Here is a 25,833-nt window from a genome sequence, read left to right on the forward strand (position 1 = left end):
GGCGGGCGGGGGACCGTCGGGTTCGGGGGGCTCCGGGGGGAACGCGGGGCGCTCCGGGATCGGGGCCGCGGGCGTCGTCTGAGCGGACGTACGACCACCGGGAGCGGTCGGCGGGGAGTCGGTGCGCTCGTCGAAGCCCGGGGGGAGGGGCCCGGGCAGGAAGGTCGCGGGGCCCTGGGGCGGGTCGGACGGGGGTTCCCAGGGGGCGCGCCGGGACGGGGGTGGGCCGGTGCGAGGCGCGGGGCCGGTCTCGGCGGTGGCCCGGGACCGGGGCGCGGGAACGCTGGGTTCCGCGTGCGGAGGGGGCGGCGACTGGGGTGGTGGCGGCGCCTGGGGTGGCGGTGACTGGGGTGGCGGCGACTGGAGTGGTGGCGACTGGGGTGGTGGCGGCGGTTGCGACGGCCGCTCGGGCGGCGCGGGTCGTTCCGGTGGCGCGGGTCGTTCCGGTGGCGCGGGTCGTTCCGGTGGCACGGGCGGCTCGGGCCTCGGAGGGGCCTCCGCGGTGGAACGGTCGCCGGACGGAACCGGGGCGTCCGCGCCTCGCCCCTCGACGGTCAGGGCCCCCGCCGCCGAGGCGAACCGGTCGTCCAGCGAGTCGGCCCCGGCCGTGGGGCCGGTGTCCTCGGTGGAGTCGTCGTACAACTGCCCCCACCAGTCGTCCTCGTGACCGGTGGGCCTTCCCCCCTGCTGACTCATGCCCCCAATTGTCCACCGCACCGGCCGGATGAAAATGGGGCAACGGGAAAATCCGGCGCGACTCGAGGCGTCGAACGGCGATGCGAAGGGTGAGGCGGGTGTGCCGTCGGGTCGGGACGGCTTGTGATCTCATGCGGCCGACGCCTTGGCAGAGGGGCGGGTGGTCCGGCCATGATGTGCCGGGGCGAATTCGCGCCGTGGCCGGTTTCCGGGAGGGACGTCACAGCCGATGCTGGGAGTGACAGGTCTGTACGAGACGCACGAGCCGCCTTGCCCTGCCCCGACCGGGACGGCGGCGCACGATCTCGTCGAGGTGGTGACCGGCGCGGCCGCGGTCGCGCAGCACGTCCGGCAGGCCTGGCTCGGGGCGTGCGAGGACGCGTGCGCGCTGGTCGTGGACGGACCGGGCGTCGCGTACGCCCCGGAGAACACGTCGCAGCACGGGGCCCATGAGGGGGCGGCCGGCCCCAGGGTGCGCCGTCGGGTGGTGGTCGAGCGGGGCGTGCTGGGCGGACCGCACGGCGCCGCCGGACTCCCCGGGCCGCCGGGACGTAACGAGCGGGTGCGGGTGGTGGACCGGGTGCCGACGCGGTTGGTGATCGTCGACCGGCGGCTCGCCCTCCTACCGCTCGTCGCCCGCGGCTCGGAGCCCGCCGTGCTCGTCGTACGGGCGGGCGGGCCGCTGGAGCTGCTACGGGCCCTGTTCGAGTCCGTGTGGCAGGACGCCCTGCCCCTGCGGTGCGCGGCGACGGGCGGGGCGGAGCGGGCCCCCGACGGCCCCGACACGACCGACCTGGAGATCCTCTCCCTGCTTCTCGCCGGGCTCACCGACGCGAGCGTCGCCAAACAGCTCGACGTCGGCCTGCGGACCGTACAGCGACGGGTGAAGCGGCTGATGGAGCTTGCCGGGGTGACGACCCGGCTCCAGTTGGGGTGGCACGCGTACGAGCGGGGCTGGGTGACGCGGGGGCGGTAGGCGGCCCGCGTGCACGCGCCCGGGCGAACGCTTGACCTGCGAGGTCTCCCCGGCTCCGGCACGCTGGGCAGATGGGAGTGTGGGAACTCCTGCTGGTCGGTCTGGTCATCCTGCTCGGCCTGTGCGGAGTGCTGGTGCCCGGCGTGCCGGGGTCCTGGCTGGTGTGGTCCGCGGTCCTGTGGTGGGCGTTGAAGGATCCGCAGCCGGTCGCCTGGGGTGTCCTGGTCGGGGCCACCGTCGCCCTGCTCCTCTCCCAGGTGGTGCGCTGGGCCCTGCCACCCCGCCGGCTGCGCCCGGGCGACATCACCCGGCGGCTGGCCCTCTACGCCGGGGCCGGCACGTTCGCCGGCTTCGTGCTGATCCCCGTGCTCGGCGCGATCCCCGGGTTCGTCGGCGGCATCTACGTAGCCGAGCGGCTCCGCCTGGGCCGCCCCGGCGCGGCACGCGCGGCCCTGCGCACGGTGATGCGCTCGGGTGGCTGGAGCATCCTGGCGGAGCTGTTCACCTGCCAGCTGATAGCGGCGGCGTGGCTGGCGGCGGTGCTGTGGGGGTGACGGCCTAGGGCGTCGGTCCTAGGCCGATGATCCGATGTGCCGGGCGCGCCTTCGTGTTTGGCTGCCGTCATGAGCGGATCAAGTGAGGGATTCAGCGAGGCGGAGCGCGCGTACCTGACAACCCAGCGGCTGGGGCGTCTGGCCACCGTCGACCCGGCGGGACAGCCGCAGGCGAACCCGGTCGTCTTCTTCCCGCAGGACGACGGGACGATCCTGATCGCCGGATACTCGTTGGGCCGCACCAAGAAATGGCGCAATCTGCTGGCGAACCCGAAGGTCGCCCTCGTCGTGGACGACCTCGTGAGCGTGCAGCCGTGGCATGTCCGCGGCGTCGACATCCGCGGCGAGGCGGAACTCCTCACCGGCCCGCACGACCTGGGCCCGAACCTCAGCGAGGAGCTGATCCGCATCCACCCCCGCCGCGTCCACAGCTGGGGTCTGGCGGAGGCAGGGGGCTGAGGGCAGGCTGCTACGGCCTCTCCCCCGCCGCACGCAGGTGGTGCAGGGCGTAGGTGCGCCACGGGCGCCAGCTGTCGGGGACCCGGGTGTGCGGCGGGGCGACGTCGGGGTCGCCGAGGGCCCGGGCGCGTACGGCCGCGATCGTGGCGGCATCCAGGCCGGGCAGCGCTTCGAGGGCCCGCTGCGCCTCGTCCCGGTCGGCGCCCGCGTCCAGCCGCAGCGTGCCGTCGGCCAGGGCGGCGGCCAGCGTGCCGAGGGTGCCGTGCGGCTCGGCCTCGGCGAGCGCGGCGGGCTCGGGGAAGACATGGGTGAGGGTGCCGCAGGGGGCGTCCAGTGCCTTGCCGTAGCCGCGCACCAGCCGGGCGGCCTCCGCGGGCCCGACCAGCGCCCGCACCGCCAGCTCCTCCGGGTCGGCGGCACCCGGCGACCGCAGTCCCGGCCGGGCCGCCACGAGCGGGGCGAGCCGGGGGTCCGCGCCGAGCCGCTCGTCGACGGCGTACGGGTCGGCGTCGAGGTCGAACAGCCGCCGCAGCCGCTGTACGGCGGTGGTGAGGTCCCGTGGATCGGTGAGGTGCAGCCGGGCGTCGAGCCAGCCGCCGGGATGCGCGCCGAGCCCCTTTCGCGCCGCGCCCTGCCGCTCATCGACGGCGACGATGCCGGTGCCGTACGGCAGTCGGAGCGTACGGCGGTAGAGACGGCCGCCCGGGACGCCCCTCACCTCCTCCACGCCCGCGACGGCCTCCCGCTGGAGGAGGTCGAAGACCGCGCCCGCGTGGTACGGGCCCCGGTGGGCGAGCCGCAGCGGGATCCCGGCGGTCGGTGTGGCCGCGCGGCGGGCCGTACGGCCCGACCGGGGCGCGGCGGCCCGCAGCGCGCTCGGCGTCATGGCGTACACCGCGCGGATGGTGTCGTTGAACTGCCGGACGCTGGCGAATCCGGACGCGAACGCGATCTCCGTGACCGGCAGGTCCGTCGTCCGGAGCAGGACCCGCGCGGTGTGCGCCCGCTGCGCCCGGGCGAGGGCGACCGGACCTGCGCCCAGCTCGGCGGTGAGCTGCCGCTGCACCTGCCGGGCGCTGTAGCCGAGCCGTACGGCGAGCCCGGCGACGCCCTCCCGGTCGACGACCCCGTCCCCGATGAGCCGCATGGCCCGCCCCACGACATCCGCGCGCACGTTCCACTCCGCGGAGCCGGGCGCTGCGTCCGGCCGGCACCGCCTACAGGCCCGGAACCCCGAGCGCTGCGCACCGGCGGCCGTCGCGAAGAACCGCACGTTGCACCGCTTCGGCGTCACCGCGGGGCAGCTGGGCCGACAGTAGATCCCGGTCGTCGCGACAGCGAAGAAGAACTCCCCGTCGAACCGCGCATCCCGACTCCGCACAGCCTCGTACCTGCTGTCCTCGTCCTTCATACACTTCAGTGTGGGCGAGGCCCGCAGGACGGGGCTGGCGGATTTCGGACATGAGGCTCACGGAAGCGTTACCGCCACCGCCCCCGCTTCGCCTCCATCGCCGCCTTCCCCTCCGCCCCCTTCCGCTTCCAGTCCCGCCGGATCTCCGCCCGGACCCGTGCGTCCGTCTTGGCGACGATCCGCTGGTTCTCCCGCATCAGCTTGCGGTAGCTGTCCAGCCGCCGCTCGGGCAGTTCGCCGGAGTCGATCGCGGCGAGGACCGCGCACCCCGGCTCGGTCTCGTGCGCGCAGTCGTGGAAGCGGCACCGCGCGGCCAGTTCCTCGATCTCCGAGAACACCTGGCCGACCCCGCCCTCCGCGTCGAAGAGGCCCACGCCCCGCAGCCCGGGGGTGTCGATCAGCACGCCGCCCGTGGGCAGGGCGAGCAGGTTGCGCGTGGTCGTCGTGTGGCGGCCCTTGCCGTCCACGTCGCGGGCGGCCCGCACGTCCATCACGTCCGCGCCGACCAGCGCGTTGGCCAGCGTCGACTTGCCCGCCCCGGACTGTCCGAGCAGCACGGACGTGCCGTCGCCCACCACGGCGGCCAGGACGTCCAGCCCGTCCCCGGTCGTCGCGCTGACGGCCAGCACCGGAACACCCGGAGCGGTGGTCTCCACGTCCTGGACCAGGTACGCGAGGGTGGTCTCGTCCGGGACGAGGTCGGCCTTGGTGAGGACGACCACGGGCTGTGCCCCGGACTCCCAGGCGAGCGCCAGGAACCGTTCGACGCGGCCGAGGTCGACCTCGAGGGCGAGCGACACGGCGACGATCGCGTGGTCGACGTTGGCCGCGAGGATCTGCCCCTCGGACCGTTTGGAGGAGGTGGAGCGCACGAAGGCGGTACGGCGTGGCAGATACGTCTGTACGTAGCGCGGGTTGCCCGTGGGTTCGAGGGCGACCCAGTCGCCGGTGCAGACGACCCGCAGGGGGTCGTGCGGCGTGACGAACGCGGTGTCGGCCCGCACGGTCCCGTCGGCGGTGACCACGTCGCACTGCCCGCGGTCGACCCGCACAACACGCCCGGGCAGCAGCCCTTCGGCGTCGTACGGGGTGAACGCGTCGGCCCAGTCCTGGTCCCAGCCGTAGGAGGCCAGAGGGTGGGACGAAGCGGAAGAAGCCGAAGGAGAAGAGAGATTCAAGGGGAGCCCTTCACAGGGGCGGGCCCCGGCCGCACGCGCTCGCAAGCGCGGATGATGCAGGAAGGCTCAGCCGGAGACCACAGGGGTGGGATGGATGAACTTCTGGATCTGGGCAGCACCCAGCGCAACGACAGTCATCACGGTCCTCACCTCCTGTTCCTTCAAGCACTCACGCGCACTCATCGGCTTGCGCACAACCTACGGGACAGGCGTGCTGCGATGCCAACCCTTTTTCCTGCGCCACCCGGCCGATCCGGTGCCCGACATTCTGTGGAATCAGCGATGTCAAGCCGCGCGCTTGTGCATCACGTCAAGGTAGTGCCGGTCTCGGTGAGACACAGGGTTGTCTCGTCTCGGGAGGCTGAAGACCGCACAGACGTCAGTGGCCCGGGTGAGGATGCTGGACTGCCGGCCGAAGGTGAGGTTGTCGTTGACGTGGTGCTCACAGCCTGCGGTGTCCAGAGCCATGACCAGGTCCTCGCGGTCCACGGTGGCCTCGAATGACTCTGATTCGGGCAGAACGACAGAGGGCAGCTTGGCGGTCGGGCCCTGCCAGAGGTTGATCCAGATGCCGCTGACCGCCCGCCGGGTGACCACGAGCTGCAGCCCGTCCCAGGAGTAGGGGTAGCCGTCGATGTCGGGCCCCTTCATGAGGATGGCCGGGTGCGGACGGCCCGGTCCGAGGAGGTTCTCGGCCTCGGTCAGGGGCATTCCGCAGTGAAGGGGCCCGATCCGGCCGGTACTGGCGAAGTCGACGAGGACGTCCATCAAGGTCACGGCAGCGACTGTGACAGGCACCCGGGCTGTTCGCATCCCGATTCAGCTCGACCTCGGGGTCTCCCCGCCCGCTCACTGGTCCAGGCCCAGTAGCAGCGGCCGGACTCCGGCCCATGTCGTAGGGGCCCGTTCCTGCATGATGACGGGATGAACCATAGCGACCAGCGCTTCCACGTCATCGTGCTGTCGAATTTCGCGCGGGGCTTCGACAAGTACGCCTTCGCTTACGGCAAGGCGGGGATTCCGGAAAGCACCTTCCCCGACCGGTTCCACCTGCTGACCCGTGCGGAGTTGGGGATCGGCATCGGCAAGGCGCGACGGTTGCTGGACCGTCTGGCCATTCCGGGCGACCGGCTGCTGGTGCTGGAAACCATGGTTGACCCCGACACGCTGGTGCCCAACGTGTCGACCGGCCTCGGCATGGAACTGCGCGAGGCTCGCATCCGGTTGTCGGCAGTCCATGAACTCGACCAGGCAGACCACGAGTTCACTCTGCGCCCGACAACCGTCGAGGACGCGATGGCGGCCTCCCTGCACCTGCACGGATCGGCACAGCGTCGCTACGCCGACACGCGACCGCGCTCGGTTTCGCTTCTGCCGGTCGCCTCCGCCTGCCAAGCCCGGTGTTCGTTCTGCTTCTCCTCGGCTTCGATCTCCAGCGACCAGGCGCCGGCACGGGTCCCGTGGGACGCGGTCGCCCGCTGGCTGGAGCGCGCCCGGGCGGCGGGTGCCGAGCGTGCGGTGATCACCGGCGGCGGGGAGCCCACGCTCATACCGTTCGAACAGCAGCTGCGACTGGTGTCCGCCTGCTCGGCGGCCTTCCCGAAGGTCGTCCTGATCACCAACGCGCACACCCTGGCCAAAGGCCGGCACGCCGACCGGGCCGACCGCCTCGCCGCCCTGAGCGCCGCGGGCCTGCGCGTGCTGGCGGTCTCCCGGCACCATCAGGACGACGCCGTCAGCGAGCGGCTGATGGTGCTGCGCACGCCGGTGAGCTCCGTGATCGACACCTGGCGCGTGGAACGTGACCGCTGGCCGGGGCTGCGGATGAGACTGATCTGCGTGCTCCAGCGCGGCGGCGTCGCCGACGCGGCCCAGGTCGCCGACTACCTTTCGTGGGCCGCGGCCGGCGGTGTCGAGGAAGTCTGCTTCAAAGAGCTCTACGTATCCACCAGCACCGAGTCGCTCTACTTCGACCGCGCCGCCAATGTCTGGAGCCGAGAGCACCAGGTTTCGCTGTCCATCGTCACCCGGTTCGCCGAGCGGCACGGCTTCGAACTGGCGAGCCGCCTGCCCTGGGGCGCGCCGGTCTACCACGGCAGCTGGGACGGACGGCCGATGCGGATCGCCGCTTACACCGAGCCCAGCCTGCTCTGGGAACGCACCAGCGGGATCGCACGCAGCTGGAACGTCATGGCCGACGGACGCTGCTACGCCTCCCTGGAGGACCGGGCCAGCGAGATCGTGCCGGAAGGCGCAGCGGCATGAGGTTCGACGAGTTCCAGGAATTTCGGCAGCGGCAACTCAGTGCTCGCTCGTCGCTATTGGACGCCGCCGAGACCAACGTGTACCGGGCGCTCGCTTCGACGCGACCGGAACCGCCGACCGGCATGAGTACGGTGCACCGGTGCGATCTCGCCCGTGCCTGGCTGCGGCGCTTCGAGCTGCCGGAAGAGTGGTCCGGCCACGCCATGGTCTCTCGAGGGGTACGGCACGGGCTCGGTGTGGTGTTCCACTGGCTGCGCGCCGTGCGGGCGCGGTTGTGGCTGCCGAGCGACGTGTACCCGGTCTACTTCGAACTGGCCCACGCCGCGGGCCTGGCGCCCGCGTCCTACCCGACGCTGCCCGCGCCGGCCCTGCCGAGGTCGCCGCCGGACCACCGGCCCGAGTACCTGCTGCTGCATTCGGTCACCAAGGGATGGCTGTGGCCACGCACGTTCGGCGTGGTCCTGCTGGGTCCGGCGCAAGCCGACGTGGCCGAAGCCTTCCGGGTGGATCCGCCGACGTCGGCACAGCTGAGGCTCGCCGACCGTCTGCTGACCGAGCACAGCGACGTGCCCCGGCAGGTCGTCGACGAACTGGCCGTACGGGCTGAGCGGCTGTTCGAACGATTGCCGGACGAAGTGCTCGGGGCGATTCCCACGGCGAGCCGGACGTGTCCCGGCAACTACTTCTTCCCGGTGGGAATCCCCGCGGAGACGCTCCAGCGCGAGTGCGGCGTGCTCGCCATGCCGGTCAGCGTGTTCGGGGAGAGCAGCTGGTCCGGCTCCATCCTGACCAGCCTTGCTGACGCTTTCGGCCCGACGCCGACGGTGGCACGATGAAACCACGGAAGCATGACGGTCATGAGCAGAGACCGCTACGTCGACTTCCTGCGCGCGTGGGCGATCGTACTGGTGGTCGTCGGCCACTGGCTGATCACGGCCTGGCCCGGGAGCCCGGTGGACAGATCACCGCCCCGGAGCTGTTGGCGGCCGTTCCGTGGCCCCAGTGGCTGACCCTGGCGTTCCTGAGAACCCGGAGCGGCCGCAGCAAGGTGGCGCCGGGGCGATGGGCACGCGACCAGACCACCGAACAGCGCAAAACACCTGGGCGCCGGCAGACCCGTGCCTCGCGCTCGACCGGCATGACCTCCCTACAGCTGGTCCCCCCTGCTGGGTGGTTCCGGAGGATGCATTCCGCCACCGTCCTTGATGTCCACCTCACAGGTGCGTCCGTGGTAGGACTGGTCATTGGGGATCAACAACACCCCGGCAACCTGCTCAGGGTGCTCGACGCCGAGCCAGTCGTCGCCCGTAAGGGGATCGTCGGCCGGCCCGAACGCCTGGGACGAGTAAATCGTCTGACACCCCAACGCCACACGCTCCTTGTCGACCGCGCAGGCGTCCACCGCGCGGTCGGAATATTCGTCGGCGCCGTCGAAGCGGAAGCGGAAGTGGACAAGGTCACCTTCGGAGGGCGCCTGCGGGTGGGGCTCAAGGCGCCAGTCAACGACCGCGGCGGTAACGCCGAGAGCCTGCCCATCCGTGTCCACGACCTGCACCCTGACACCGGCCTTACCGCGCTCCGCCGTCGTGTCGGTGCAGCCCCAGGAAGAGCAGCCGGACAGGGCGAGAATCACCAGAGCCAGCGGGGCAACGGCGAATACCCGTGCAGGTAACACTGAGATGACCTCCGGTCGGGGTGGGCGGGGCAGTGTATCCCGGGGCCTGGCAGCTGCGGGTGATGGCGACGAGCGCCTGCGGCGGCGAAGCCGAAGCGCAGAGGAGCCCTGTGAATTGGGCGGGCTCTTGGAGCAACTGCATTGGCCTCTCGTCCCCCTGGCGGGGGGCGCTCGCCCTGGCCGCCGACGCGCTCGTTGTGGCGGGGCACGCACCGTACGTCGGGCTGCTCAACCACGTGCTCGTGTGGGGTGCTGCCTACCAGTTGGGCTTCTGCTGGCGGGACGGTCTGCTGACCGGGCGTCGGCTCGTGCCGCTCACGATGGCGGCGGGCGGCGGGCCGGCGTTCGCCACGCTCGTGACTCTGGGTCCGTTCCCGGTCAGTCTGATCCTGGTGACCGGGCGGGCCCCCGGCAATACCGATCCGCCGTCGGCCGCGATGCCGGCGTGGGTGGTGGCCCAGGTCGGGCTGTGTCTCCTCGCCGCGGCGCCGGTGCGGCGGTTGCTGGAACATGAGCGGGTGTGGCGCGTGGTTCGCCCCGTGGGAGCGGCCAGCATGACGCTGTATCTGTGGCACATGCTGCCGGTGCTCGTCATCGCCGCCGCGTTCCACTTGACCGGCCTCGCGTCGCCCGAGCCGCCACTCGGGTCCGCGGGGTGGTGGGGGCTGAGTCCCGTGGCTGTTGATGCTCGTGTCGTGCTGGCCGGAGTCGTGTTCGCGCTCGGGCCGCTGGAACGCGGGCTGGTCGTGCTGTACGAACGGACCCGTCCGAACGCCGGCCTGCGCCGCGCCTGGCCGCTGTGGCTCGGCCTGGCCATGAACGTCGCCGCTCTGAGCCGCTTCGCCGTGCGGGGCTTCGCGCCCGACGGCCGGCCCCCCGTGCTGCCGGCCATCGGCCTGGTGCTGGGGACGGCGCTGTGATGTTCACTCGGTGGACAGCGGAACATCGGCCCGAGCGGCCCGAGGCGGGGCGAGCTCCGGAGCGTGTGTGAATCAGCCGCAGGCACGCCCGTTCAGGGTGTAGTCGACCGGTGCCGTGTTCTTCCCGTGCCAGGAGGCGAGGAAGCCGAGGGAGACGGAGCCACCGGCGGGGACGGTCTTGTTGTAGTCGGCGGCGGTGGCGGTGACGCGGGAGCCGCTCTGGGAGACGCTCGCGTCCCACATCTGGCCGACCTGCTGGCCGTCGCGGAAGGACCAGGCGAGGCGCCAGGTGTCGAGCGGCTCGGTGGTGGTGACGGTGACCGTGGCCTGGAAGCCGTCGGGCCACTCGTTGACGAGGTCGTAGGTGACCTTGCAGGTCACCGGCTCGCTCTTCTCGGTGGGTTCGGGAGCGGAGGCGCCCGCGGCGGTGGAGGACGAGGTGCCCTGGGGGTGCGACTGGGAGTGCTGGTCGTCGGCCTTGGTCGACGCGGCGCCGCTCGGTGTGCGGCTCGGGCGCGCGGAGGGGGAGGCCGAAGGGGACGCCGACCGGGGTGTGCGGGCGAGCGACAGTGAGGGGCCGGGGTCGGCGACCGGCTGGCGGTCGGCGTCGGTGCCGCCCGCGACGTCGTCGCCGGTGCTGCCGAAGGGCATCATCGACACGGCCAGGGCCAGCATGGAGACCAGTACGGCCGCGACGAGGAGCCCGTTGCGCGCGACCCGTGCCTTGGTCGCCGCGGCCTTCGTCGCCTCGTTGTCGGTGTCCGGCCCGTCGGGGCGGCCGACACCGAGGCGTACCTCGGCGGCCCGGCGGCGGCGCTCCAGGTAGGCGAGCCCGCCCCAGCCGATGACCCCGCCGGCGAGGGCGGAGGGCAGTCCGCCGCCGTGCAGCCGCAGACATGCCGCGGCTTCCGCGCAGTCGACGCAGGTGGCGAGGTGCCGGGAGAGGTCCTCGGGGGTGTCGGCACCGGGTGAGCGGGTCACCGCGTCGAGCAGCCGGACGTAGCCGCGGCACTCCGCGCCGAGCGGTGTGTCGAGGTGGTTGCGGTGGCAGCGGGCCCGGAACAGGCCGCGCACCTGGTCGAGTTCGTCGGACGCGGCGGCCGGGTCGAGCCCGAGCCGGCGGGCCACACCGGACAGCGGCAGCGACTCCACCTCGGCCAGCCAGAGCAGGGCCGCGTCGGGTTCCTGCATGTCGCGCAGACCGCGCAGGGCGATGGGGCGGCTCAGGGGCGGGCCGGTGTAGCGGGCGGCCTTCTCGGAGTTGAGCCACAGGCGCAGGTCGGGGTCGAGCTTGTGTCCCTGGCCCTCGGCCTCCCAGGCGGCGGCCGTGGTGCGTACGGCCGTCAGCAGCAGGGGGATCCTGGGCAGCACGGGAGACCGGCGGCCGGCGCTCCTGCGGGTCCCGGCCTCGGCCTCACGGGCCTCGCGCAGGCCCAGTGCGAACGCCTCCCGCGCCAGCTGCTGGGCGGCGGTCGAGCCGGCCGTGCAGAGGTCCGCGTAGGAGAGGACGGCGTCCCAGCACTCGGAGAACAGCGCGGCCTCGGTGGCGTCCTGAGGAGTCGGCAGGTCGGGCATGAGTCTCCTGCATCCACGAGCGAGGTCAACTCGCCATATCGGCAGTGGAGTTGGGGAGAACCTCGCGGCAGGGCCAGAGCCTTTCACGCCTCCGACACAACTGACAAGCGGAGTCCTCAAATCCAGCGGCCGGTGGCCGTGGGGCGGAGTGTACGACTCTCACCCCACGGCCCGACACCCTCTCGGGCCTTCATGAAACGGCCCGACACCCTCTCGTGCCCGGTGAAGCGGAGCGTGTCACACCTCGGCCGGCTCCTGTGCCGGGAGGCTGTCCATGAAGGAGCTGACGGAGAAGACCGCGCGGCCGGGGCCGGGCGGGCCGTAGCCGGGGGGCGAGGAGAGACCGAAGTCGTCCATGGTGGCGCGGTAGGCCTCCAGGAGCCGGATGTGGTATTCCAGCGGCGCGCCCTGCGGGTTGGCCTTGCCGAGCGGGGTGGTCGGCTCGGGGCACCAGGTGGTGAAGCGGGGCGTGATGCCGTGCGACATGAAGAAGCGCAGGCCCTCGGTGGTCGACGCGATCGCCTCGTCGACCGTGGTGAAGCCGAACGGCTCGGCCATCTCCACGCCCGCCACGAAGTTGGGGATGACGTTGCGGGCGCCGAACACCTCGGCGGAGTCGAGGATGCGCTTGTGCCACTCGTCGCGGCCGACGTAGCGCTCCTTGCCCGGGCAGTACAGCTCGAACAGACGGCGGTCCCACACCTCGTAGTTGGGGTGGTAGATCTGCACGCCGTAGTCCTTGAAGCGCTGCACGTCGTCGCGCGGGAGGGCCTGGGCGACGACCTTGCCGATCCAGCGGCCGGGGAAGCGCTCCTCGATGGCCTTGGCGTAGTGGCCGTAGAAGTCGGCCTCGTCGCGCCCGGCGACGGTCTTGGTGATGGCGCCGCCGGTGAGGGTGTAGGCAGTGGATGCCTTGGCCGTGTCGTAGCGGTCGATGATCTCGAGGGCTTCGAGTACCTCCTCGACGTCCTTGACGCCCGTGTAGGGCCGGCCGGCCGCCTTGTGCTGGCGCCAGTTGTGGTTGATGTCGCAGTACTGGCACTCCTCCTTGGCACCGAAGTACTGGCAGACCCGGAAGACGGTGAGGTAGATCAGGTAGCCCCACTGGATGGTGGGGGCCACCTCCATCACGGACTTCCCGTTGGAGAGGGTGTGCCGGTAGTACTCGGGCATGGGCGGCACGCCGACGTCGGCGATGCGCCGGCCGTCGAGGTAGAGCCCGAGGAGCCCCTCGTCGTCCGCGGCCACGCGGTACGGCGAGGTGGGGTTCACCCGGACGGAGACGACGGTGCGCCGCAGGTCGTACGGGCCGCCGGTGAGGATGATCTCCTCCGGTGGGCGCCGCAGGGCGGCCTCGCCGAGCTCGGGCAGGGTGCCGTGGTCGAAGGAGAAGATGAAGTACGACTTCGGCTTCACCTCTCCGCTCTCGTTGTCACTCAGCGCCGAGGCGTCGAAGGCGACACCGCCGCGCAGCAGGTCCTCCTTGAAGACGGCCTCCCGCGGTACGTGCGGAAAGCGCTCCATAAGATCCTCGACCAGCTCGGTGCGGCTGCCCATCCGTCTCTCCTCCCGGGTCAGGCGTACGACTCCTCACGGTATGCCCCCGCGCGTGCGGAGGCGGGGGCGGGGCCCGGTGTGGCGGCGCGGCGGCACTCGCGTCACACCGTTCACGCACCCTTTCCCCAGCCGCCCCGGCCTCCCTCGGTCGCCGTGGGTCGCGCGTTCGCGCAGGTGAGCGGCGCGTCCAAGGCCGATCCAAGGCCAAGGGGGGATGCGGGGGCGGGAGCCCGCCGCCGACGGGATAGGTTCCGGCCAGGAGAGTCTGGATCCGGAACCTGGGAGGGCGACCGCATGGCCGAGACCGTGACGAACTGGGCGGGCAACATCACGTTCGCGGCCGAGGAACTGCACCGGCCGCCCACGCTCGACGCCCTGCGCTCGCTGGTGGCGGGCAGCGGGCGGGTGCGGGTACTGGGCAGCGGGCACTCCTTCAACGAGATCGCCGAGCCGGGCGCCGACGGGGTACTGCTGGCGCTGGACGCCCTGCCGGCCGAGGTCGACGTCGACACGACGGCCCGTACGGTACGGGTCGGCGGCGGCGTCCGGTACGCGGAGCTGGCGCGGCGGGTGCACGGGCACGGTCTCGCGCTGCCCAACATGGCGTCCCTGCCGCACATCTCGGTGGCCGGGTCGGTGGCGACCGGCACACACGGGTCCGGCGTCGGCAACGGGTCGCTCGCGGCCGCCGTGCGCGAGGTGGAGATCGTCACGGCGGACGGCTCGACCGTGACCCTGGGCCGGGGCGACGCGCGGTTCGGCGGTGCCGTCACCTCCCTGGGCGCCCTCGGAGTGGTCACCGCGCTCACCCTCGATCTGGAGCCGTCCTTCGAGGTCGAGCAGCACCTGTTCACCGAGCTCCCCCTCGACGGGCTGGACTTCGAGACGGTGGCGGCGGCGGCGTACAGCGTGAGCCTGTTCACCGACTGGCGGGCGCCGGGCTTCCGGCAGGTGTGGCTGAAGCGGCGCACCGACCAGTCGCTGCCCGCCTTCCCGTGGGCCACGCCCGCGACCGAGGCACTGCATCCGGTGCCGGGGATGCCCGCGGTCAACTGCACGGAGCAGTTCGGCGTGCCGGGGCCGTGGCACGAGCGGCTGCCGCACTTCCGGGCGGAGTTCACCCCGAGCAGCGGTGCCGAGCTCCAGTCGGAGTACCTGCTGCCGCGCCGGGACGCCCTCGACGCGCTGCGCGCGGTCGACGCGATCCGGGAGACGGTCGCTCCCGTCCTGCAGATCTGCGAGGTGCGCACGGTCGCCGCCGACGAGCAGTGGCTCAGCCCTTCCTACGGGCGGGACACCGTGGCGCTGCACTTCACCTGGGTGGCGGACACGGCGGCGGTGCTGCCGGTGGTGCGGCGGCTGGAGGAGGCGCTGGGCGGCTTGGACGCGCGGCCGCACTGGGGCAAGGTGTTCACCGTTCCCGCCGAGGTCGTGCGGGGGCGCTATCCGCGCATCGCCGACTTCGCGGCGCTGGTCGGGGAGTTGGACCCGGCCGGCACGTTCACCAACGCGTTCGTGGCGGACGTCCTCAACCGCTGAGCGGCCGACTTTATAAAACCCCTTTCCTAACCCCTTGTCGAAAGCTCCGGAGCCCCATAGCCTTGCCGCGCGCCGGTGCCGTCGTAGCCCCGGCCCGGCATGGCATGGAAGGGATGGGGCTACTCCGGTGAAGCGCACATCACGCGACATCCGCACCGCGAACCGCTACGAGGTGCTGCGCCAGATCATCGCCGCGTCCCCCACGTCCCGGCAGGAGCTGGCGGCCGCCACGGGCCTGAGCCTCGCCACGGTCGCCACCCTCGTCGGTGAGCTGCTGGACCTCCGCATGATCACGGAGGTCGGGTTCGAGGACTCGGCGGGCGGCCGCCCGCGGGGCCTGGTCGCCGTCAACGCGTCGGGGGGCGCGTTGATCGGCGTGGACATCGCGGAGACGTACGTCCATGTGGAGCTGTTCGATCTGGGGCTGAACGTGCTGGCCCGGGCCGAGGAGGACATGCGGCCCGGCGAGAGCCGCCCTGAGCAGGTGGTCGGCCATGTCGCCGCCGCCGTCGGCTCGGTGGTCGCGCAGGCCGGGGTCGAGGCGGCCCGGGTGCTCGGCGTCGGGGTGAGCGTGCCGGGCCAGGTGGACCGCACCACCGGCATCGCGGAGTACGCGCCCAACTGGGACTGGCACGACGTGCCGCTGCTCGACCTGCTCTCCGAGTACATCGCCTACCCTCTCTACCTGGACAACCCGCTGCGCGCCTGCGCCGTCGCCGAGCTGTGGTTCGGGGCCGCGCGCGGACACGGCGACGCGGTGGTGGTCAACCTCGGCACCGGCGTGGGCGCCGGACTCGTGCTGGGCAGCGGGCTGCACCGGGGCGTCAGCAACAGCGCCGGCGAGTGGGGCCACACCACGCTCGTGCTGGACGGCCGCCTGTGCCACTGCGGTAACCACGGCTGCGTCGAGACGTACGTCGGGGCCCCCGGGATCATGCTGAACCTGCGCGAACTGAGCCCGCGGAGCCCGCTGCTGCATCCCGAGGACCAGACGGCCACCATCGACGCCCTGGCCCGCGGGGTCGCGGCGCACGACCCGGTGGCGGTCAAGGTGGTCCGTGACACCGCCCGCTATCTCGGCGCCGGCATCTCCGACCTGATCAACCTGCTCAACCCCGAAGTGGTCGTGCTCAGCAGCTGGGTCGCCGGCCGGCTCGGCGAGCCGCTGCTGACCGAAGTGCGCGAGGCCGTCGCCCGACACGCGCTGCGGCGGCCGCTGGCCGCCACCGAGATCGTCCTCTCCCCGATCCCCACCGACCCGGTGTGCCTGGGCGCGGCCACGTTCGCGCTGGAGGGCTCGCTGCAGTCGGTCGGGCAGAGGCAGGCGAAACACCGCACCACCCCCGCAAGGAGCCGTACCGCACCAGCTTCATGACGACGGAAGGGATGCAGTTGACGCGCAATAACAGATCCGTCCTCGCGACAGCCGCGGCCGCGCCGGCTGGCACGGGGACCCTGATGCCCAACGGCCAGATCGTCAGCGAGGCGTCGGGCAAGTGCCTGGACGCCAGCGGGCAGACCACGGCCGACGACAGCCCAACGGCCCTCTGGAGCTGCAACTCCGGCCCCAACGAGGCCTGGAGCAGGCTCCAGAGGCCCCTGACCGGGGGCCGTCGGCACCCCTGACCCGGCGGCCCTCACCCCCCTTCCTACAGCTGACGGACGCTCATGTTCGTCATACCGAACCGGACACAACGTTTCGCACAGACTTCGTCCAACCCCTTGCCGAAGCCTTAGCCGAAGGTTAACGTCCCGCACCGCAACGCATTTCGAGCCACCGGCCAGTTCGGCCGTGGAGCCGCAAGCCGCAAGCCGCAATCGAGACAAGGACGTCACCATGTCGGCACTGAGCAACGACAACTGGTCCCGCCGGTCCATCTTCCGGGCCGCCGCGGGCATGGCCGCCGCCGGCACGCTCGCCGCCTGCGGCGGCAACAACGGCCGTGGGGGCGGGTCCGGTTCGGGGCCGCAGCTCAACCAGATGTTCCACGCCTACGGTGAAGCGGGGACGGAGCAGGCGATCAAGCGGTACGCCGCCGCTTACAAGGACGCCAGCGTGAACACGCAGTGGATCACCAGCGCCGACTTCGAGAGCAAGCTCTTCGCGACGCTGCTCACCAAGAACGCGCCGGACCTGTTCGAGTTCCACCCGCAGATCCAGATGGTCAAGAGCGGTCAGGTCGCCGACCTGAGCGACATCGTCAACCCGGTCAAGGACGACTTCAACCCGGCCGACATCACGTCGCACACGGTCGACGGCAAGATATACGGCGTCCGGATGATCGACGACCCGCAGTTCTTCTTCTACCGGCCCTCGCTCTTCAAGAAGGCCGGCGTGAAGGTGCCGGAGACCCTCGACGAGCTGATCGAGGCCGCCGCCAAGCTCACCACCGGCAAGGTGAAGGGCCTGTACGTCGGCAACGACCTGCACGCGATCGTCAACCCGCTCATCTGGTCCGCGGGCGCCGACACCCTCAACGCCAAGAACGAGATCGCCTACCACACGCCCGAGGTCGTCGAGGGCCTGAAGAAGATGCGCAAGCTCTTCACCAGCGGCGACCTGCTCCTCGGCGCCCCGACCGACTACTGGGACCCCTCCTCGCTCGTTCAGGGCCTGTGTGCCATCCAGTTCTGCGGTATGTGGGCCATGCCGGTGTTCCAGAAGGCATTCGGCGACGACCTCGGGATCTTCCCGTTCCCGAAGACCGTCGACTCCGGCAAGCAGTCCGTCTACAACGGCGGCTGGTCGATGTTCGTCAACGCCAAGGGCAAGAACGTCGACGCGGCCAAGGAGTACGTGAAGTGGCTGTGGATCGACCAGAAGAAGTACCAGGAGGACTGGGCCACTTCGTACGGTTTCCACATCCCGCCGCGCAAGTCGATCGCCGCGACCGCCACGAAGCTCAAGTCGGGTCTGCCGGCTGAGGGCGTCAAGCTCTTCAACGAGTTCGGGCACTTCGACAACATCGGCTGGACCCAGGCGATGATCCAGGCGTCGTGGGACGTCATGGCCAACTGCGTCCGCAAGAGCGGTGACCCGGAGAAGGCGCTCGACGAGTGCGACAAGACCGTCAACCGCGAGCTGAAGAAGCTCTTCGGATAGGTCATCGGACGGACTACGACATGTCGACGACCACGAAGCTCGACCTCGCGAGCCCCGCCCCGGCCAAGGCCTCTCCGGCCAAGCCGCGGCGGGGTCTGTGGGGCAGCCGCACCTTCAACTTCTGGCTCTTCGCCGCCCCGTTCCTCATCGGCCTGATCGTCTTCATCTACGTGCCGATCGGCTGGAGCATCTACCTCAGCTTCTTCGACGCGCGCTTCACCGTCACGCCGGACAAGTTCATCGGCCTCGAGAACTACACGTACATGCTGACGGACCCCAAGTTCGTCGGCTCGCTCGGCACCTTCACCGTCTTCGCCGCGTTCATCGTGCCCACCACCTGGGCGCTGTCCCTCAGCCTGGCGCTGCTGGTGAACCGGCTCAAGTTCATGCGGGCGTTCTTCCGGTCGGTGTTCTTCCTGCCGACCGCGTGCTCCTACGTCGCCGCGTCGCTGATCTGGAAGATGTCCCTCTTCAGCGGCGTCCGGTTCGGCCTGGCGAACACGGTCATCGGCTGGTTCGGGATCGACAACATCGCCTGGCTGATCTCCCCCAATCCGCCCTGGTACTGGCTGGTCATCGTCACGGCCCGCCTGTGGCTGCAGTCCGGCTTCTACATGATCCTTTTCATCGCCGCACTGCAGAACATCCCCGAGGAGCTGTACGAGGCCGCCGCCATCGACGGCGCCAAGCGGGGCTGGCAGACATTCCGGCACATCACCCTGCCGCAGCTGCGGGCCACGTCGACCGCGGTCGTCCTGCTGCTGCTCATCGCCGCCTACCAGGCCTTCGACGAGTTCTTCAACCTGCTGGACAAGACGACCTGGGGCCGGCCGCCGCTGGTCGAGCTGTACTACACCGCCCTGGGCACGGAGCAGGACTACGGCGCCGGCAGCGCGGGGGCCGTGATCCTGACCGTGCTGATCATCATCGTCACCCTGCTCCAGGGCAAGATTCTGGGCTTCGGAAGGGGGGACGAGTCCAAGTGACCGCCACCACGCCCGACATACGCAAGACCGCACCCGCGAAGAGCAGGCGATCCGCCCGGCGCGGAGGATCGGTGATGGGCAACACCGGCCTCTACATCGCCACCGGTGTCGCCGCCTTCTTCTTCCTGATCCCGTTCTACGTCCTGCTCCGCAACGCCCTCTCCACGGACCCCCAGATCACCGGGGAGCACTGGGAGTTCTTCCCCACGAACCTGCAGTGGGGGAACGTCAAGGAGCTGTTCGACGACCCGCAGGTGGACTTCGCCCAGTCGCTGTGGAACTCGACGGTCGTCGCCGTCGCCATGACCGTCGGCATCCTGCTGGTGTGCTCCCTCGCCGGCTACGCCCTGGCCCGCATCCCGTACAAGCACGCCAACAAGATCTTCTACGTCGTCCTGGGCACCCTGATGGTCCCGACCTCGGTGACCTTCGTACCCAGCTTCGTGCTGGTCTCGTCACTCGGATGGGTGGACACCTACCGCGGTCTGATCATCCCGGGCCTGTTCAGTGGTTTCACCTGCTTCCTCTTCCGGCAGTACTTCCTCGGGTTCCCGAAGGAGCTGGAGGAGGCGGCACGCGTGGACGGGCTCGGCTATTGGGGCGCGTACTGGCGTGTCGTCGTCCCCAACTCGCTGAACTTCTTCGCGGCCATCGCCACCATCACCTTCATCAACGCCTGGAACGCCTTCCTCTGGCCGCTGGTCATCGGGCAGGACCCGGGCGCCTGGACCGTCCAGGTGGTGCTCTCGTCGTACATGACCAACCAGACGGTCGTCTTCCACACGATCTTCATGGCCACCGCCATTTCCATCCTGCCCCTGTTGTTCGTGTTCCTCTTCCTCCAGCGCTGGCTGGTGCAGGGGATCGCGCAGACGGGTATCAAGGGCTGACCTAGGAGACCGATGTCTTTCCGCACGACCGCCGTCGATTACGTCGAGGACGTCTCGCCCGGGAGCGGGGCCCTGCCGCCCCGCGCCTGGTACGCGTCCTCGGACGCGAAGTCCCTGACGCTGAACGGCAGCTGGCGCCTCCGCGTGTCGGCGACCATCGACGCCGAGGACGACTCGTTCGCCGAGGAGGGCTACGACGCCGGGGACTGGGCCGAGGTCACGGTACCCGGGCACTGGGTCCTGCAGGGCGACGGAGCTTTCGGGTCCCCCATCTACACCAACCACCTCTACCCCTTCCCGGTGGACCCACCGCACGTCCCGACGGAGAACCCCACCGGCGACCACCTGCGGGTCTTCGATCTGCCGGCGGACTGGCCCGCCGACGGCAGCGCCGTCATCCGCTTCGACGGCGTGGAGTCCTGCGCCCGGGTGTGGCTGAACGGCACGGACATCGGTGAGTTCAAGGGCTCCCGGCTGCCGCACGAGTTCGCGGTCGGGCACCTGCTCAAGCCCGCCGGCAACGTGCTGGCCGTGCGGGTCCACCAGTGGTCGGCGGGCTCCTACCTGGAGGACCAGGACCAGTGGTGGCTGCCCGGCATCTTCCGGGACGTCACCCTGCTGCACCGCCCGGCGGGCAGCGCGCTCGACTTCTTCGTGCACGCCTCCTACGACCACGTCGGCGGCGAGGGCACCCTGCGCGTCGACTCCGACGTGGACGGCCGGGTCACCGTGCCGGACCTCGGCATCGACGTCGCCACCGGCGAGTCGGTGACGGTCCCCGTCCAGCCGTGGACCGCGGAGACGCCCCGCCTCTACGACGGCGTCCTCGCCACCGACGGCGAGCGGATCCCGCTGCGGATCGGCTTCCGCACGGTCGTCCTGGAGGACGGCCTGATCAAGGTCAACGGCAAGGCGGTCCTGTTCAAGGGCGTCAACCGGCACGAGTGGCACCCGGAGAAGGGGCGCGCCCTCGACCTGGAGACCATGCGCGCGGACGTGCTGCTGATGAAGCGGCACAACGTCAACGCCGTGCGCACCTCGCACTACCCGCCGCACCCGGCCTTCCTGGACCTGTGCGACGAGTACGGCCTGTGGGTCATCGACGAGTGCGACCTGGAGACCCACGGCTTCGTCGAGCAGGCCTGGCGGGACAACCCGGTCGACGACGAGCGCTGGACCCCGGCCCTGCTCGACCGCGCGGCCCGGATGGTCGAGCGGGACAAGAACCACCCGTCGGTCGTCATCTGGTCCCTGGGCAACGAGGCCGGCACCGGCCGCGGGCTGACCGCGATGGCCGAGTGGATCCACGGTCGCGACGCCTCACGCCTCGTGCACTACGAGGGTGACATCAACTGCCGTGACACGGACATGTACTCGCGGATGTACGCGAGCTACGCCGAGGTCGAGCAGATCGGCAAGGAGCTGGACGGCGGTACGCACAAGAGGCGCGAGCTGCCCTTCATCCTGTGCGAGTACGCGCACGCCATGGGCAACGGCCCCGGTGGTCTCGCCGAGTACCAGCAGCTGTTCGAGACGTACGACCGGCTCCAGGGCGCGTTCGTCTGGGAGTGGATCGACCACGGCATCAAGCACGCTGAGCTGGGCTTCGCCTACGGCGGCGACTTCGGCGAGGAGCTGCACGACGGCAACTTCGTCTGTGACGGACTGCTGTTCCCGGACCGCACCCCCTCCCCCGGCCTCGTCGAGTTCAAGAAGGTCATCGAGCCGGTCGCCTTCGAGGGCGACGGCACCGACGGCACCGTGCGCATCCGCAACAAGCAGGACTTCGCGGACCTGTCCGCGCTGGCCTTCGAGTGGTCGTACCAGGTGGACGGCGAGACCGTCGAGGCCGGCAGCCTGTCCGTGCCGGCGCTCGCGCCGGGCGAGTCGGCCGATGTGAAGCTGCCCGAGCCGCCCGCGAACACGCGGGGCGGCGAGGCGTACTGGACGGTGCGGGCGGTGCTCGCCGAGGACACCGCGTGGGCGCCCAAGGACCACCCGGTGGCCTGGGGCCAGTACGCGGTGGCCGCGCGGACGCTGCCGTCGGTCGCGGCGACCGACGGACCCGTGACCGGCGACGGCTTGATCACGCTCGGCCCGGCCTCCTTCGACGCCCGCACGGGCGCGCTGCGCAGCATCGGCGGGATCGACGTGAGCGCTCCGCGTCTGGACGTGTGGCGGGCGACCACCGACAACGACGACGGCGCGGCCTGGCAGACCGACATCCGCTACGGCGAGCTGTGGCGCAAGTTCGGTCTGCACCGCATGCGGCACCGTATCGACGCGGTGGAGCCCGGCGACGACGCGCTGACCGTACGGACCCGGGTGGCGCCCGCCGCCTGGGAGTTCGGCCTGGCGACGACGTACCGCTGGACCTCGGACGGCACCAGGCTGAAGCTGACGGTGTCCGTGACGCCCGACGGCGAGTGGACGGTGCCCCTGCCCAGGCTCGGCGTCCGGCTGGGGCTCCCCGCGGCCGACCGGGTGCGCTGGTACGGCGGCGGCCCCGGCGAGGCCTACCCCGACACCCGGCAGGCCGCTCAGCTGGGCCGTTGGGAGTCCACGGTGGACGGCCTGCAGACGCCGTACCTGCGCCCGCAGGAGAACGGCGCCCGCGCCGACGTCCGCTGGGTGGAGCTGGGCGGGCTGCGGATCGAGGGCGACCCGGAGTTCTTCTTCAGCGCGCGTCGCTGGACCACCGAGCAGCTGGACGCCGCCGCGCACCGCAGCGACCTCACGGCCGGCGACACTGTGTGGGTCAACCTCGACCACGGCCAGCACGGCATCGGCTCCCAGTCGTGCGGCCCGGGCCCGCTGCCGCAGTACTACCTGCGCGCCGAACCGGCGGAGTTCTCCTTCGTGTTCTCGCAGACCGATGCGGAGAGCACGCCCGGGACCAGTTGACCGGCACGGTCCTGAGGACGGACGCGGCCGGCCGGCTCTTCAGCCGGCCGGCCGCGGTCGCTTCCTGCGTCGGTTTCGGCCCCGCATCCTCACCGTGGCCGCGTCGGCGACCACCGTGGGACTGGCTGATGATGACGCGGGCCTGAGTGTGGCTGTTGTAAAAGGTGTGGCGCCAGTGGCCTATGCGGGTGTTGGGTTGTTTATCGCACCGGTCTCCCCCTCCGCCCTGCCGTGGCTCCACCGCGCCCTCCCGCAGGCGAGTCTTGCCGGTGCCTGGATGATCGCCGCGTCGATGGTGGGCGGCGTCGCCGCCCGCCGCTGCTGGGCGCGGGCATCAAGGCCTCGGGCATCCAAGCGGTACCCCTGCTGCCCACCGGCCTCTCCGCCGCCTCCCTGGCAGCGACCGTCTGGCTGATCACACTGACCCGGAGGTACGCCGAGTGACCGGCAGTATCGAAGTCCGCGGCCTGTCCCGCACCTTCCACACCACAGTCCGCCGCCCCGGGTTCGCCGGTGCGCTCAGATCTCTCGTCAATCCGGAGCGGGTGGCCAAGCACGCCGTCTCCGACGTCACCTTCGACGTGGCGCAGGGCGAACTGCTGGCCCTGCTCGGGCCGAACGGCGCCGGGAAATCAACGACGATCAAGATGCTCACCGGCATCCTCACCCCCACCTCCGGCACGGCACGCGTGGCGGGCGTGGTGCCGTACGAGGAGCGGGAGCGCAACGCCCGCAACATCGGCGCCGTGTTCGGGCAGCGAACGCAGCTGTGGTGGGACCTGCCGGTGCGCGAGTCGTTCGCGATCCTGCGGGACATCTACGAGGTGCCGAAGGCCGAGCACGCGGCCCGGCTGAAGGAGTTCGACGAGCTCCTCGAACTGTCGTCGTTCTGGGACACCCGGGTCCGCCACCTCTCCCTCGGCCAGCGGGTGCGCTGCGACCTCGCGGCGGCGCTGCTGCACGACCCGCCCGTCGTCTTCCTCGACGAGCCGACCATCGGCATGGACGTGGTGGTCAAGGAGCAGGTCCGGGAGTTCCTGCGCCACCAGGTCGCGGAGCGCGGTCGTACGGTGCTGCTGACCACGCACGACATGACCGAGGTCGAGCGGCTCGCCGAGCGGGTCGTCCTCATCAACCACGGCCGGCTCGTCCTCGACGGCGCCCTGGACGAGATCCGCCGCCGGTTCGGCTCGACCTGGCAATTGCGGGCGACGCTCGCCGACCCGCACACCGAGGTCGCGGGCCTGCCGGGCGTGGTAGTGGTACGGCGGGAGGGCCGGCAGGTGGTGTTCGGCCCCGAGGGCCCGGGCGCGGAGGCCCTCTCGGTCCACCAGGCGCTGAAGCTGGTCATCGAACGGTACGAACTCGCGGGCATCGCCATCGACGAGGCGGACCTGGAGGACGTGATGCGGGCCGCGTACGCGCAGGCGGAGGCGGCGCTGTGACGGTCCTCCCGCCCGCCTGGCGCGTCGGGCGGGTGACCCCGCTCGGAGAGTTGCACACCCCGCCCCGTATGACCGCGGCCCTGCTCCGGCTGGCCGTGCAGATCGTGCTGGTGGCGTCCCTGTGGCACGGCCTGTACGCGGCGGCCGGCACGACCGCGGGCCTGGACCGCGACCAGGCGGTCAGCTACGCCGTGCTGGCCGTGCTCGCCTCCCGGTTGCGGGAGATCGACCAGTACGCGGCCCGTGACACCGTGATCCAGCACATGCACTTCGGCACGATCGTCTACTGGTACCTGCGTCCGATGCCGCCCCAGCGCTACTACGCGCTGCGTGCCCTGGGCGAGCAGCTGTACGGGCTGGCCTGGTCGCTCGCCGGATACCTGGTGTGCCTGGCGGCCGGGGTGGTGCAGCCGCCCGCGTCGGCGGCCGTGGCGGGGGTGTTCGCGCTGAGCATGCTGTTCGGCCAGTGGGTCCTGTACTACGTCATGCTCGTCATCGACCAGCTGTGCTTCTGGACGCTGCGCAACGGCGCCGCGCTGCTGATCCTGATCTTCGCGCAGAACCTGCTGTCCGGGGTGTACGCGCCGCTGTGGTTCTTCCCGGACTGGTTCATCACGCTCAGCTCCTTCCTGCCCTTCCAGGCCACGCTGAGCGTGCCGCTGTCGCTGTACGTGGGCCGCATCCCGCTCTCGGACGCCGCGTTCCAGCTGTCCGTACAGGCCGGCTGGATCGTCGTACTGGCCCTGTTCACCCGGTTCCTGTGGCGGCGCGCCGCCCGCCGTGTCATCTCCCAGGGAGGCTGAGACCGTGAACGCCGTCCGGATCGCGTGGCGGGTCACGCGCCTCAACTTCCGTGCCCAGCTGGAGTACCGCACCGAGTTCCTGATGATGATCGCGGTCGGCGCGATCTGGCAGGTGTCGGTGCTCGTGTTCGCCACGGTACTGCTGACCCGGTTCACCGGCATGGGCGGCTGGAACAGCTCGGACGTCCTGCTGATCCCGGCGACGCGCATGCTCGCGCACGGGTTGTTCGTGCTGGTGCTGGGCCGGATCCACGCGCTGGGCCGGTTCATCCAGGAGGGCGTGATCGACACCTACCTGGTCCGCCCGATGCCGGTCCACCGCCAGGTCCAGCTGCAGTTCTTCCCCACCAACGCCATCGGCGACCTCACGGTGGCGGCGGGTCTGATGGTGGGCGCGATCGCCCGCAGCGACCTGGACTGGACGGCCGGCCGGATCACGTACCTGGTCGCCGCGGTGTTCGGCGGCATGCTGCTGGAAGCGGCCCTGTTCACCGTGGTGGCCTGCGCCTCCCTGCGCTTCCCGGCCGCCGACTACTGGGGCCGCTGGCTGGAGGAACTCCTCGGCACGTTCGGGAGCTACCCGCTGAACGTGCTGCCCAGGGCGGTGGGCGGCCTGCTCACCTTCGGCCTCCCCCTCGCCTTCGTCGCCTACTTCCCCGCCGCCGTCCTCACCGGCCACGGCCACGACACCGGCGTCCCGTACTGGCTGGCGGCGGCCTCCCCCCTGATCGGACTGCTGGCGTACCTGGCGGCGCGGCTGCTGTGGAAGTGGAGCCTGAACCACTACACGGGGGTGAACGGCTGACGGTGTCTTAGGGGGCCTGCACTATGCCCACCCGGGCCGCGCGGCCTGATCGGGTGCTCATGGTGAAAGGACCCCTTAGGCTCGCTGCCCAT

The 25,833-nt window shown here is 71.1% G+C and carries 23 protein-coding genes and 1 pseudogene; 17 read left to right on the plus strand and 7 right to left on the minus strand.

Annotation, left to right across the window (positions count from 1 at the left end):
* A pseudogene (locus tag IG99_RS50130) lies at positions 1–696 on the minus strand (protein phosphatase 2C domain-containing protein); the annotation flags it as partial.
* Between the two features lie 229 nt (positions 697–925).
* On the opposite strand from IG99_RS50130, the gene IG99_RS08380 reads away from it, so the two are divergent.
* The 3 genes from IG99_RS08380 (at position 926) to IG99_RS08390 (ending at position 2,685) form a co-directional block, all read left to right on the plus strand.
* A complete protein-coding gene (locus IG99_RS08380) occupies positions 926–1,672 on the plus strand; it encodes a helix-turn-helix transcriptional regulator (RefSeq protein WP_051865039.1) in 747 nt (248 codons plus the stop codon).
* Positions 1,673–1,743: 71 nt separating this feature from the next.
* Positions 1,744–2,226, plus strand: coding sequence for a DUF456 domain-containing protein (locus tag IG99_RS08385; RefSeq protein ID WP_037671509.1), 483 nt, complete (start codon positions 1,744–1,746; stop codon positions 2,224–2,226).
* Positions 2,227–2,295: 69 nt separating this feature from the next.
* Positions 2,296–2,685: a PPOX class F420-dependent oxidoreductase gene (locus IG99_RS08390; RefSeq protein WP_037671511.1), complete on the plus strand. Its 390-nt coding sequence runs from the start codon at positions 2,296–2,298 to the stop codon at positions 2,683–2,685.
* A 10-nt stretch (positions 2,686–2,695) separates the two neighbouring features.
* Here the strand turns inward: IG99_RS08390 and IG99_RS08395 are convergent, their stop codons facing one another.
* The 3 genes from IG99_RS08395 to IG99_RS08405 all read right to left on the minus strand — a co-directional run bounded on the left by IG99_RS08395 (position 2,696) and on the right by IG99_RS08405 (position 6,051).
* Positions 2,696–4,096, minus strand: a complete 1,401-nt coding sequence (locus IG99_RS08395) for a DNA-3-methyladenine glycosylase 2 family protein (RefSeq protein WP_051865040.1) — start codon at positions 4,094–4,096, stop codon at positions 2,696–2,698.
* 68 nt (positions 4,097–4,164) lie between these two features.
* The gene (gene rsgA, locus IG99_RS08400) at positions 4,165–5,274 is read right to left on the minus strand and encodes a ribosome small subunit-dependent GTPase A (protein ID WP_037671514.1); all 1,110 of its coding nucleotides are present in this window, start codon (positions 5,272–5,274) and stop codon (positions 4,165–4,167) included.
* 285 nt (positions 5,275–5,559) lie between these two features.
* Positions 5,560–6,051 carry a hypothetical protein gene (locus tag IG99_RS08405; RefSeq protein WP_037671515.1) on the minus strand — a complete coding sequence of 164 codons (492 nt, stop codon included), beginning with the start codon at positions 6,049–6,051 and terminating at the stop codon, positions 5,560–5,562.
* A 147-nt stretch (positions 6,052–6,198) separates the two neighbouring features.
* Between IG99_RS08405 and IG99_RS08410 the strand changes: the two genes are divergently transcribed.
* From IG99_RS08410 to IG99_RS47470, 3 genes are read left to right on the plus strand one after another with little or no spacing between them, the layout of a single operon-like run.
* Positions 6,199–7,539 (plus strand): radical SAM family protein, encoded by a 1,341-nt coding sequence (locus tag IG99_RS08410; RefSeq protein WP_037671517.1) that lies wholly within the window; start codon positions 6,199–6,201, stop codon positions 7,537–7,539.
* Positions 7,536–8,375 carry a hypothetical protein gene (locus IG99_RS08415; protein WP_037671520.1) on the plus strand — a complete coding sequence of 280 codons (840 nt, stop codon included), beginning with the start codon at positions 7,536–7,538 and terminating at the stop codon, positions 8,373–8,375. Before IG99_RS08410 ends, IG99_RS08415 begins: the two co-directional genes overlap by 4 nt.
* A gap of 21 nt (positions 8,376–8,396) precedes the next feature.
* On the plus strand, positions 8,397–8,549 hold the full coding sequence (locus tag IG99_RS47470; RefSeq protein WP_234311775.1) for a hypothetical protein: 153 nt from the start codon (positions 8,397–8,399) through the stop codon (positions 8,547–8,549).
* A 137-nt stretch (positions 8,550–8,686) separates the two neighbouring features.
* Here IG99_RS47470 and IG99_RS08420 read toward each other — a convergent pair whose 3' ends face one another.
* Entirely contained in the window at positions 8,687–9,214 is a 528-nt protein-coding gene (locus IG99_RS08420) for a hypothetical protein (RefSeq protein WP_199815482.1), read from the minus strand.
* 62 nt (positions 9,215–9,276) lie between these two features.
* Between IG99_RS08420 and IG99_RS08425 the strand changes: the two genes are divergently transcribed.
* Positions 9,277–10,134 (plus strand): hypothetical protein, encoded by an 858-nt coding sequence (locus IG99_RS08425; RefSeq protein WP_234311776.1) that lies wholly within the window; start codon positions 9,277–9,279, stop codon positions 10,132–10,134.
* A 72-nt stretch (positions 10,135–10,206) separates the two neighbouring features.
* Here IG99_RS08425 and IG99_RS08430 read toward each other — a convergent pair whose 3' ends face one another.
* On the minus strand, positions 10,207–11,709 hold the full coding sequence (locus IG99_RS08430; RefSeq protein ID WP_037671523.1) for a cellulose-binding domain-containing protein: 1,503 nt from the start codon (positions 11,707–11,709) through the stop codon (positions 10,207–10,209).
* A gap of 237 nt (positions 11,710–11,946) precedes the next feature.
* Entirely contained in the window at positions 11,947–13,266 is a 1,320-nt protein-coding gene (locus IG99_RS08435; RefSeq protein ID WP_037671525.1) for a radical SAM protein, read from the minus strand.
* Positions 13,267–13,560: 294 nt separating this feature from the next.
* On the opposite strand from IG99_RS08435, the gene IG99_RS08440 reads away from it, so the two are divergent.
* The 10 genes from IG99_RS08440 (at position 13,561) to IG99_RS08485 (ending at position 25,741) form a co-directional block, all read left to right on the plus strand.
* Positions 13,561–14,805: an FAD-binding protein gene (locus IG99_RS08440; RefSeq protein WP_037671528.1), complete on the plus strand. Its 1,245-nt coding sequence runs from the start codon at positions 13,561–13,563 to the stop codon at positions 14,803–14,805.
* A gap of 127 nt (positions 14,806–14,932) precedes the next feature.
* Positions 14,933–16,180 carry an ROK family transcriptional regulator gene (locus IG99_RS08445; protein ID WP_037671530.1) on the plus strand — a complete coding sequence of 416 codons (1,248 nt, stop codon included), beginning with the start codon at positions 14,933–14,935 and terminating at the stop codon, positions 16,178–16,180.
* An 83-nt stretch (positions 16,181–16,263) separates the two neighbouring features.
* Positions 16,264–16,431 (plus strand): RICIN domain-containing protein, encoded by a 168-nt coding sequence (locus IG99_RS50135; RefSeq protein WP_324606127.1) that lies wholly within the window; start codon positions 16,264–16,266, stop codon positions 16,429–16,431.
* A gap of 211 nt (positions 16,432–16,642) precedes the next feature.
* Positions 16,643–17,908 (plus strand): ABC transporter substrate-binding protein, encoded by a 1,266-nt coding sequence (locus IG99_RS08455; RefSeq protein ID WP_037671533.1) that lies wholly within the window; start codon positions 16,643–16,645, stop codon positions 17,906–17,908.
* Positions 17,909–17,928: 20 nt separating this feature from the next.
* A complete protein-coding gene (locus IG99_RS08460; protein WP_037671536.1) occupies positions 17,929–18,894 on the plus strand; it encodes a carbohydrate ABC transporter permease in 966 nt (321 codons plus the stop codon).
* A complete protein-coding gene (locus IG99_RS08465) occupies positions 18,891–19,784 on the plus strand; it encodes a carbohydrate ABC transporter permease (protein ID WP_199815471.1) in 894 nt (297 codons plus the stop codon). The genes IG99_RS08460 and IG99_RS08465 overlap by 4 nt, the downstream gene beginning before the upstream one ends.
* Before the next feature lie 12 nt (positions 19,785–19,796).
* Positions 19,797–22,688: a glycoside hydrolase family 2 TIM barrel-domain containing protein gene (locus IG99_RS08470; RefSeq protein ID WP_037671537.1), complete on the plus strand. Its 2,892-nt coding sequence runs from the start codon at positions 19,797–19,799 to the stop codon at positions 22,686–22,688.
* 440 nt (positions 22,689–23,128) lie between these two features.
* On the plus strand, positions 23,129–24,133 hold the full coding sequence (locus IG99_RS08475; RefSeq protein ID WP_037671538.1) for an ABC transporter ATP-binding protein: 1,005 nt from the start codon (positions 23,129–23,131) through the stop codon (positions 24,131–24,133).
* A gap of 68 nt (positions 24,134–24,201) precedes the next feature.
* Positions 24,202–24,936: an ABC transporter permease gene (locus IG99_RS08480; RefSeq protein WP_394298001.1), complete on the plus strand. Its 735-nt coding sequence runs from the start codon at positions 24,202–24,204 to the stop codon at positions 24,934–24,936.
* A 4-nt stretch (positions 24,937–24,940) separates the two neighbouring features.
* A complete protein-coding gene (locus IG99_RS08485) occupies positions 24,941–25,741 on the plus strand; it encodes an ABC transporter permease (protein ID WP_037671540.1) in 801 nt (266 codons plus the stop codon).
* The last annotated feature ends 92 nt before the right edge of the window (positions 25,742–25,833 follow it).

Origin of the sequence: Streptomyces griseus subsp. griseus (genome assembly GCF_000720255.1) — a bacterium.
In the GTDB taxonomy this organism is placed as follows: domain Bacteria; phylum Actinomycetota; class Actinomycetes; order Streptomycetales; family Streptomycetaceae; genus Streptomyces; species Streptomyces griseus_I.

What these genes read in the sequence shown, in the direction of transcription:
- IG99_RS47470 (WP_234311775.1), top strand. Translation starts at nt 8,397, where the DNA reads ATGAGCAGAGACCGCTACGTCGACTTCCTGCGCGCGTGGGCGATCGTA.
- IG99_RS08455 (WP_037671533.1), top strand. Translation starts at nt 16,643, where the DNA reads ATGTCGGCACTGAGCAACGACAACTGGTCCCGCCGGTCCATCTTCCGG.
- IG99_RS08410 (WP_037671517.1), top strand. Translation starts at nt 6,199, where the DNA reads ATGAACCATAGCGACCAGCGCTTCCACGTCATCGTGCTGTCGAATTTC.
- IG99_RS08395 (WP_051865040.1), bottom strand. Translation starts at nt 4,096, where the DNA reads ATGAAGGACGAGGACAGCAGGTACGAGGCTGTGCGGAGTCGGGATGCG.
- IG99_RS08480 (WP_394298001.1), top strand. Translation starts at nt 24,202, where the DNA reads ATGACCGCGGCCCTGCTCCGGCTGGCCGTGCAGATCGTGCTGGTGGCG.
- IG99_RS08460 (WP_037671536.1), top strand. Translation starts at nt 17,929, where the DNA reads ATGTCGACGACCACGAAGCTCGACCTCGCGAGCCCCGCCCCGGCCAAG.
- IG99_RS08440 (WP_037671528.1), top strand. Translation starts at nt 13,561, where the DNA reads ATGGCCGAGACCGTGACGAACTGGGCGGGCAACATCACGTTCGCGGCC.
- IG99_RS08415 (WP_037671520.1), top strand. Translation starts at nt 7,536, where the DNA reads ATGAGGTTCGACGAGTTCCAGGAATTTCGGCAGCGGCAACTCAGTGCT.
- IG99_RS08435 (WP_037671525.1), bottom strand. Translation starts at nt 13,266, where the DNA reads ATGGGCAGCCGCACCGAGCTGGTCGAGGATCTTATGGAGCGCTTTCCG.
- IG99_RS08380 (WP_051865039.1), top strand. Translation starts at nt 926, where the DNA reads ATGCTGGGAGTGACAGGTCTGTACGAGACGCACGAGCCGCCTTGCCCT.
- IG99_RS08385 (WP_037671509.1), top strand. Translation starts at nt 1,744, where the DNA reads ATGGGAGTGTGGGAACTCCTGCTGGTCGGTCTGGTCATCCTGCTCGGC.
- IG99_RS08390 (WP_037671511.1), top strand. Translation starts at nt 2,296, where the DNA reads ATGAGCGGATCAAGTGAGGGATTCAGCGAGGCGGAGCGCGCGTACCTG.
- IG99_RS08470 (WP_037671537.1), top strand. Translation starts at nt 19,797, where the DNA reads ATGTCTTTCCGCACGACCGCCGTCGATTACGTCGAGGACGTCTCGCCC.
- IG99_RS08425 (WP_234311776.1), top strand. Translation starts at nt 9,277, where the DNA reads ATGGCGACGAGCGCCTGCGGCGGCGAAGCCGAAGCGCAGAGGAGCCCT.
- IG99_RS08430 (WP_037671523.1), bottom strand. Translation starts at nt 11,709, where the DNA reads ATGCCCGACCTGCCGACTCCTCAGGACGCCACCGAGGCCGCGCTGTTC.
- IG99_RS50135 (WP_324606127.1), top strand. Translation starts at nt 16,264, where the DNA reads ATGCCCAACGGCCAGATCGTCAGCGAGGCGTCGGGCAAGTGCCTGGAC.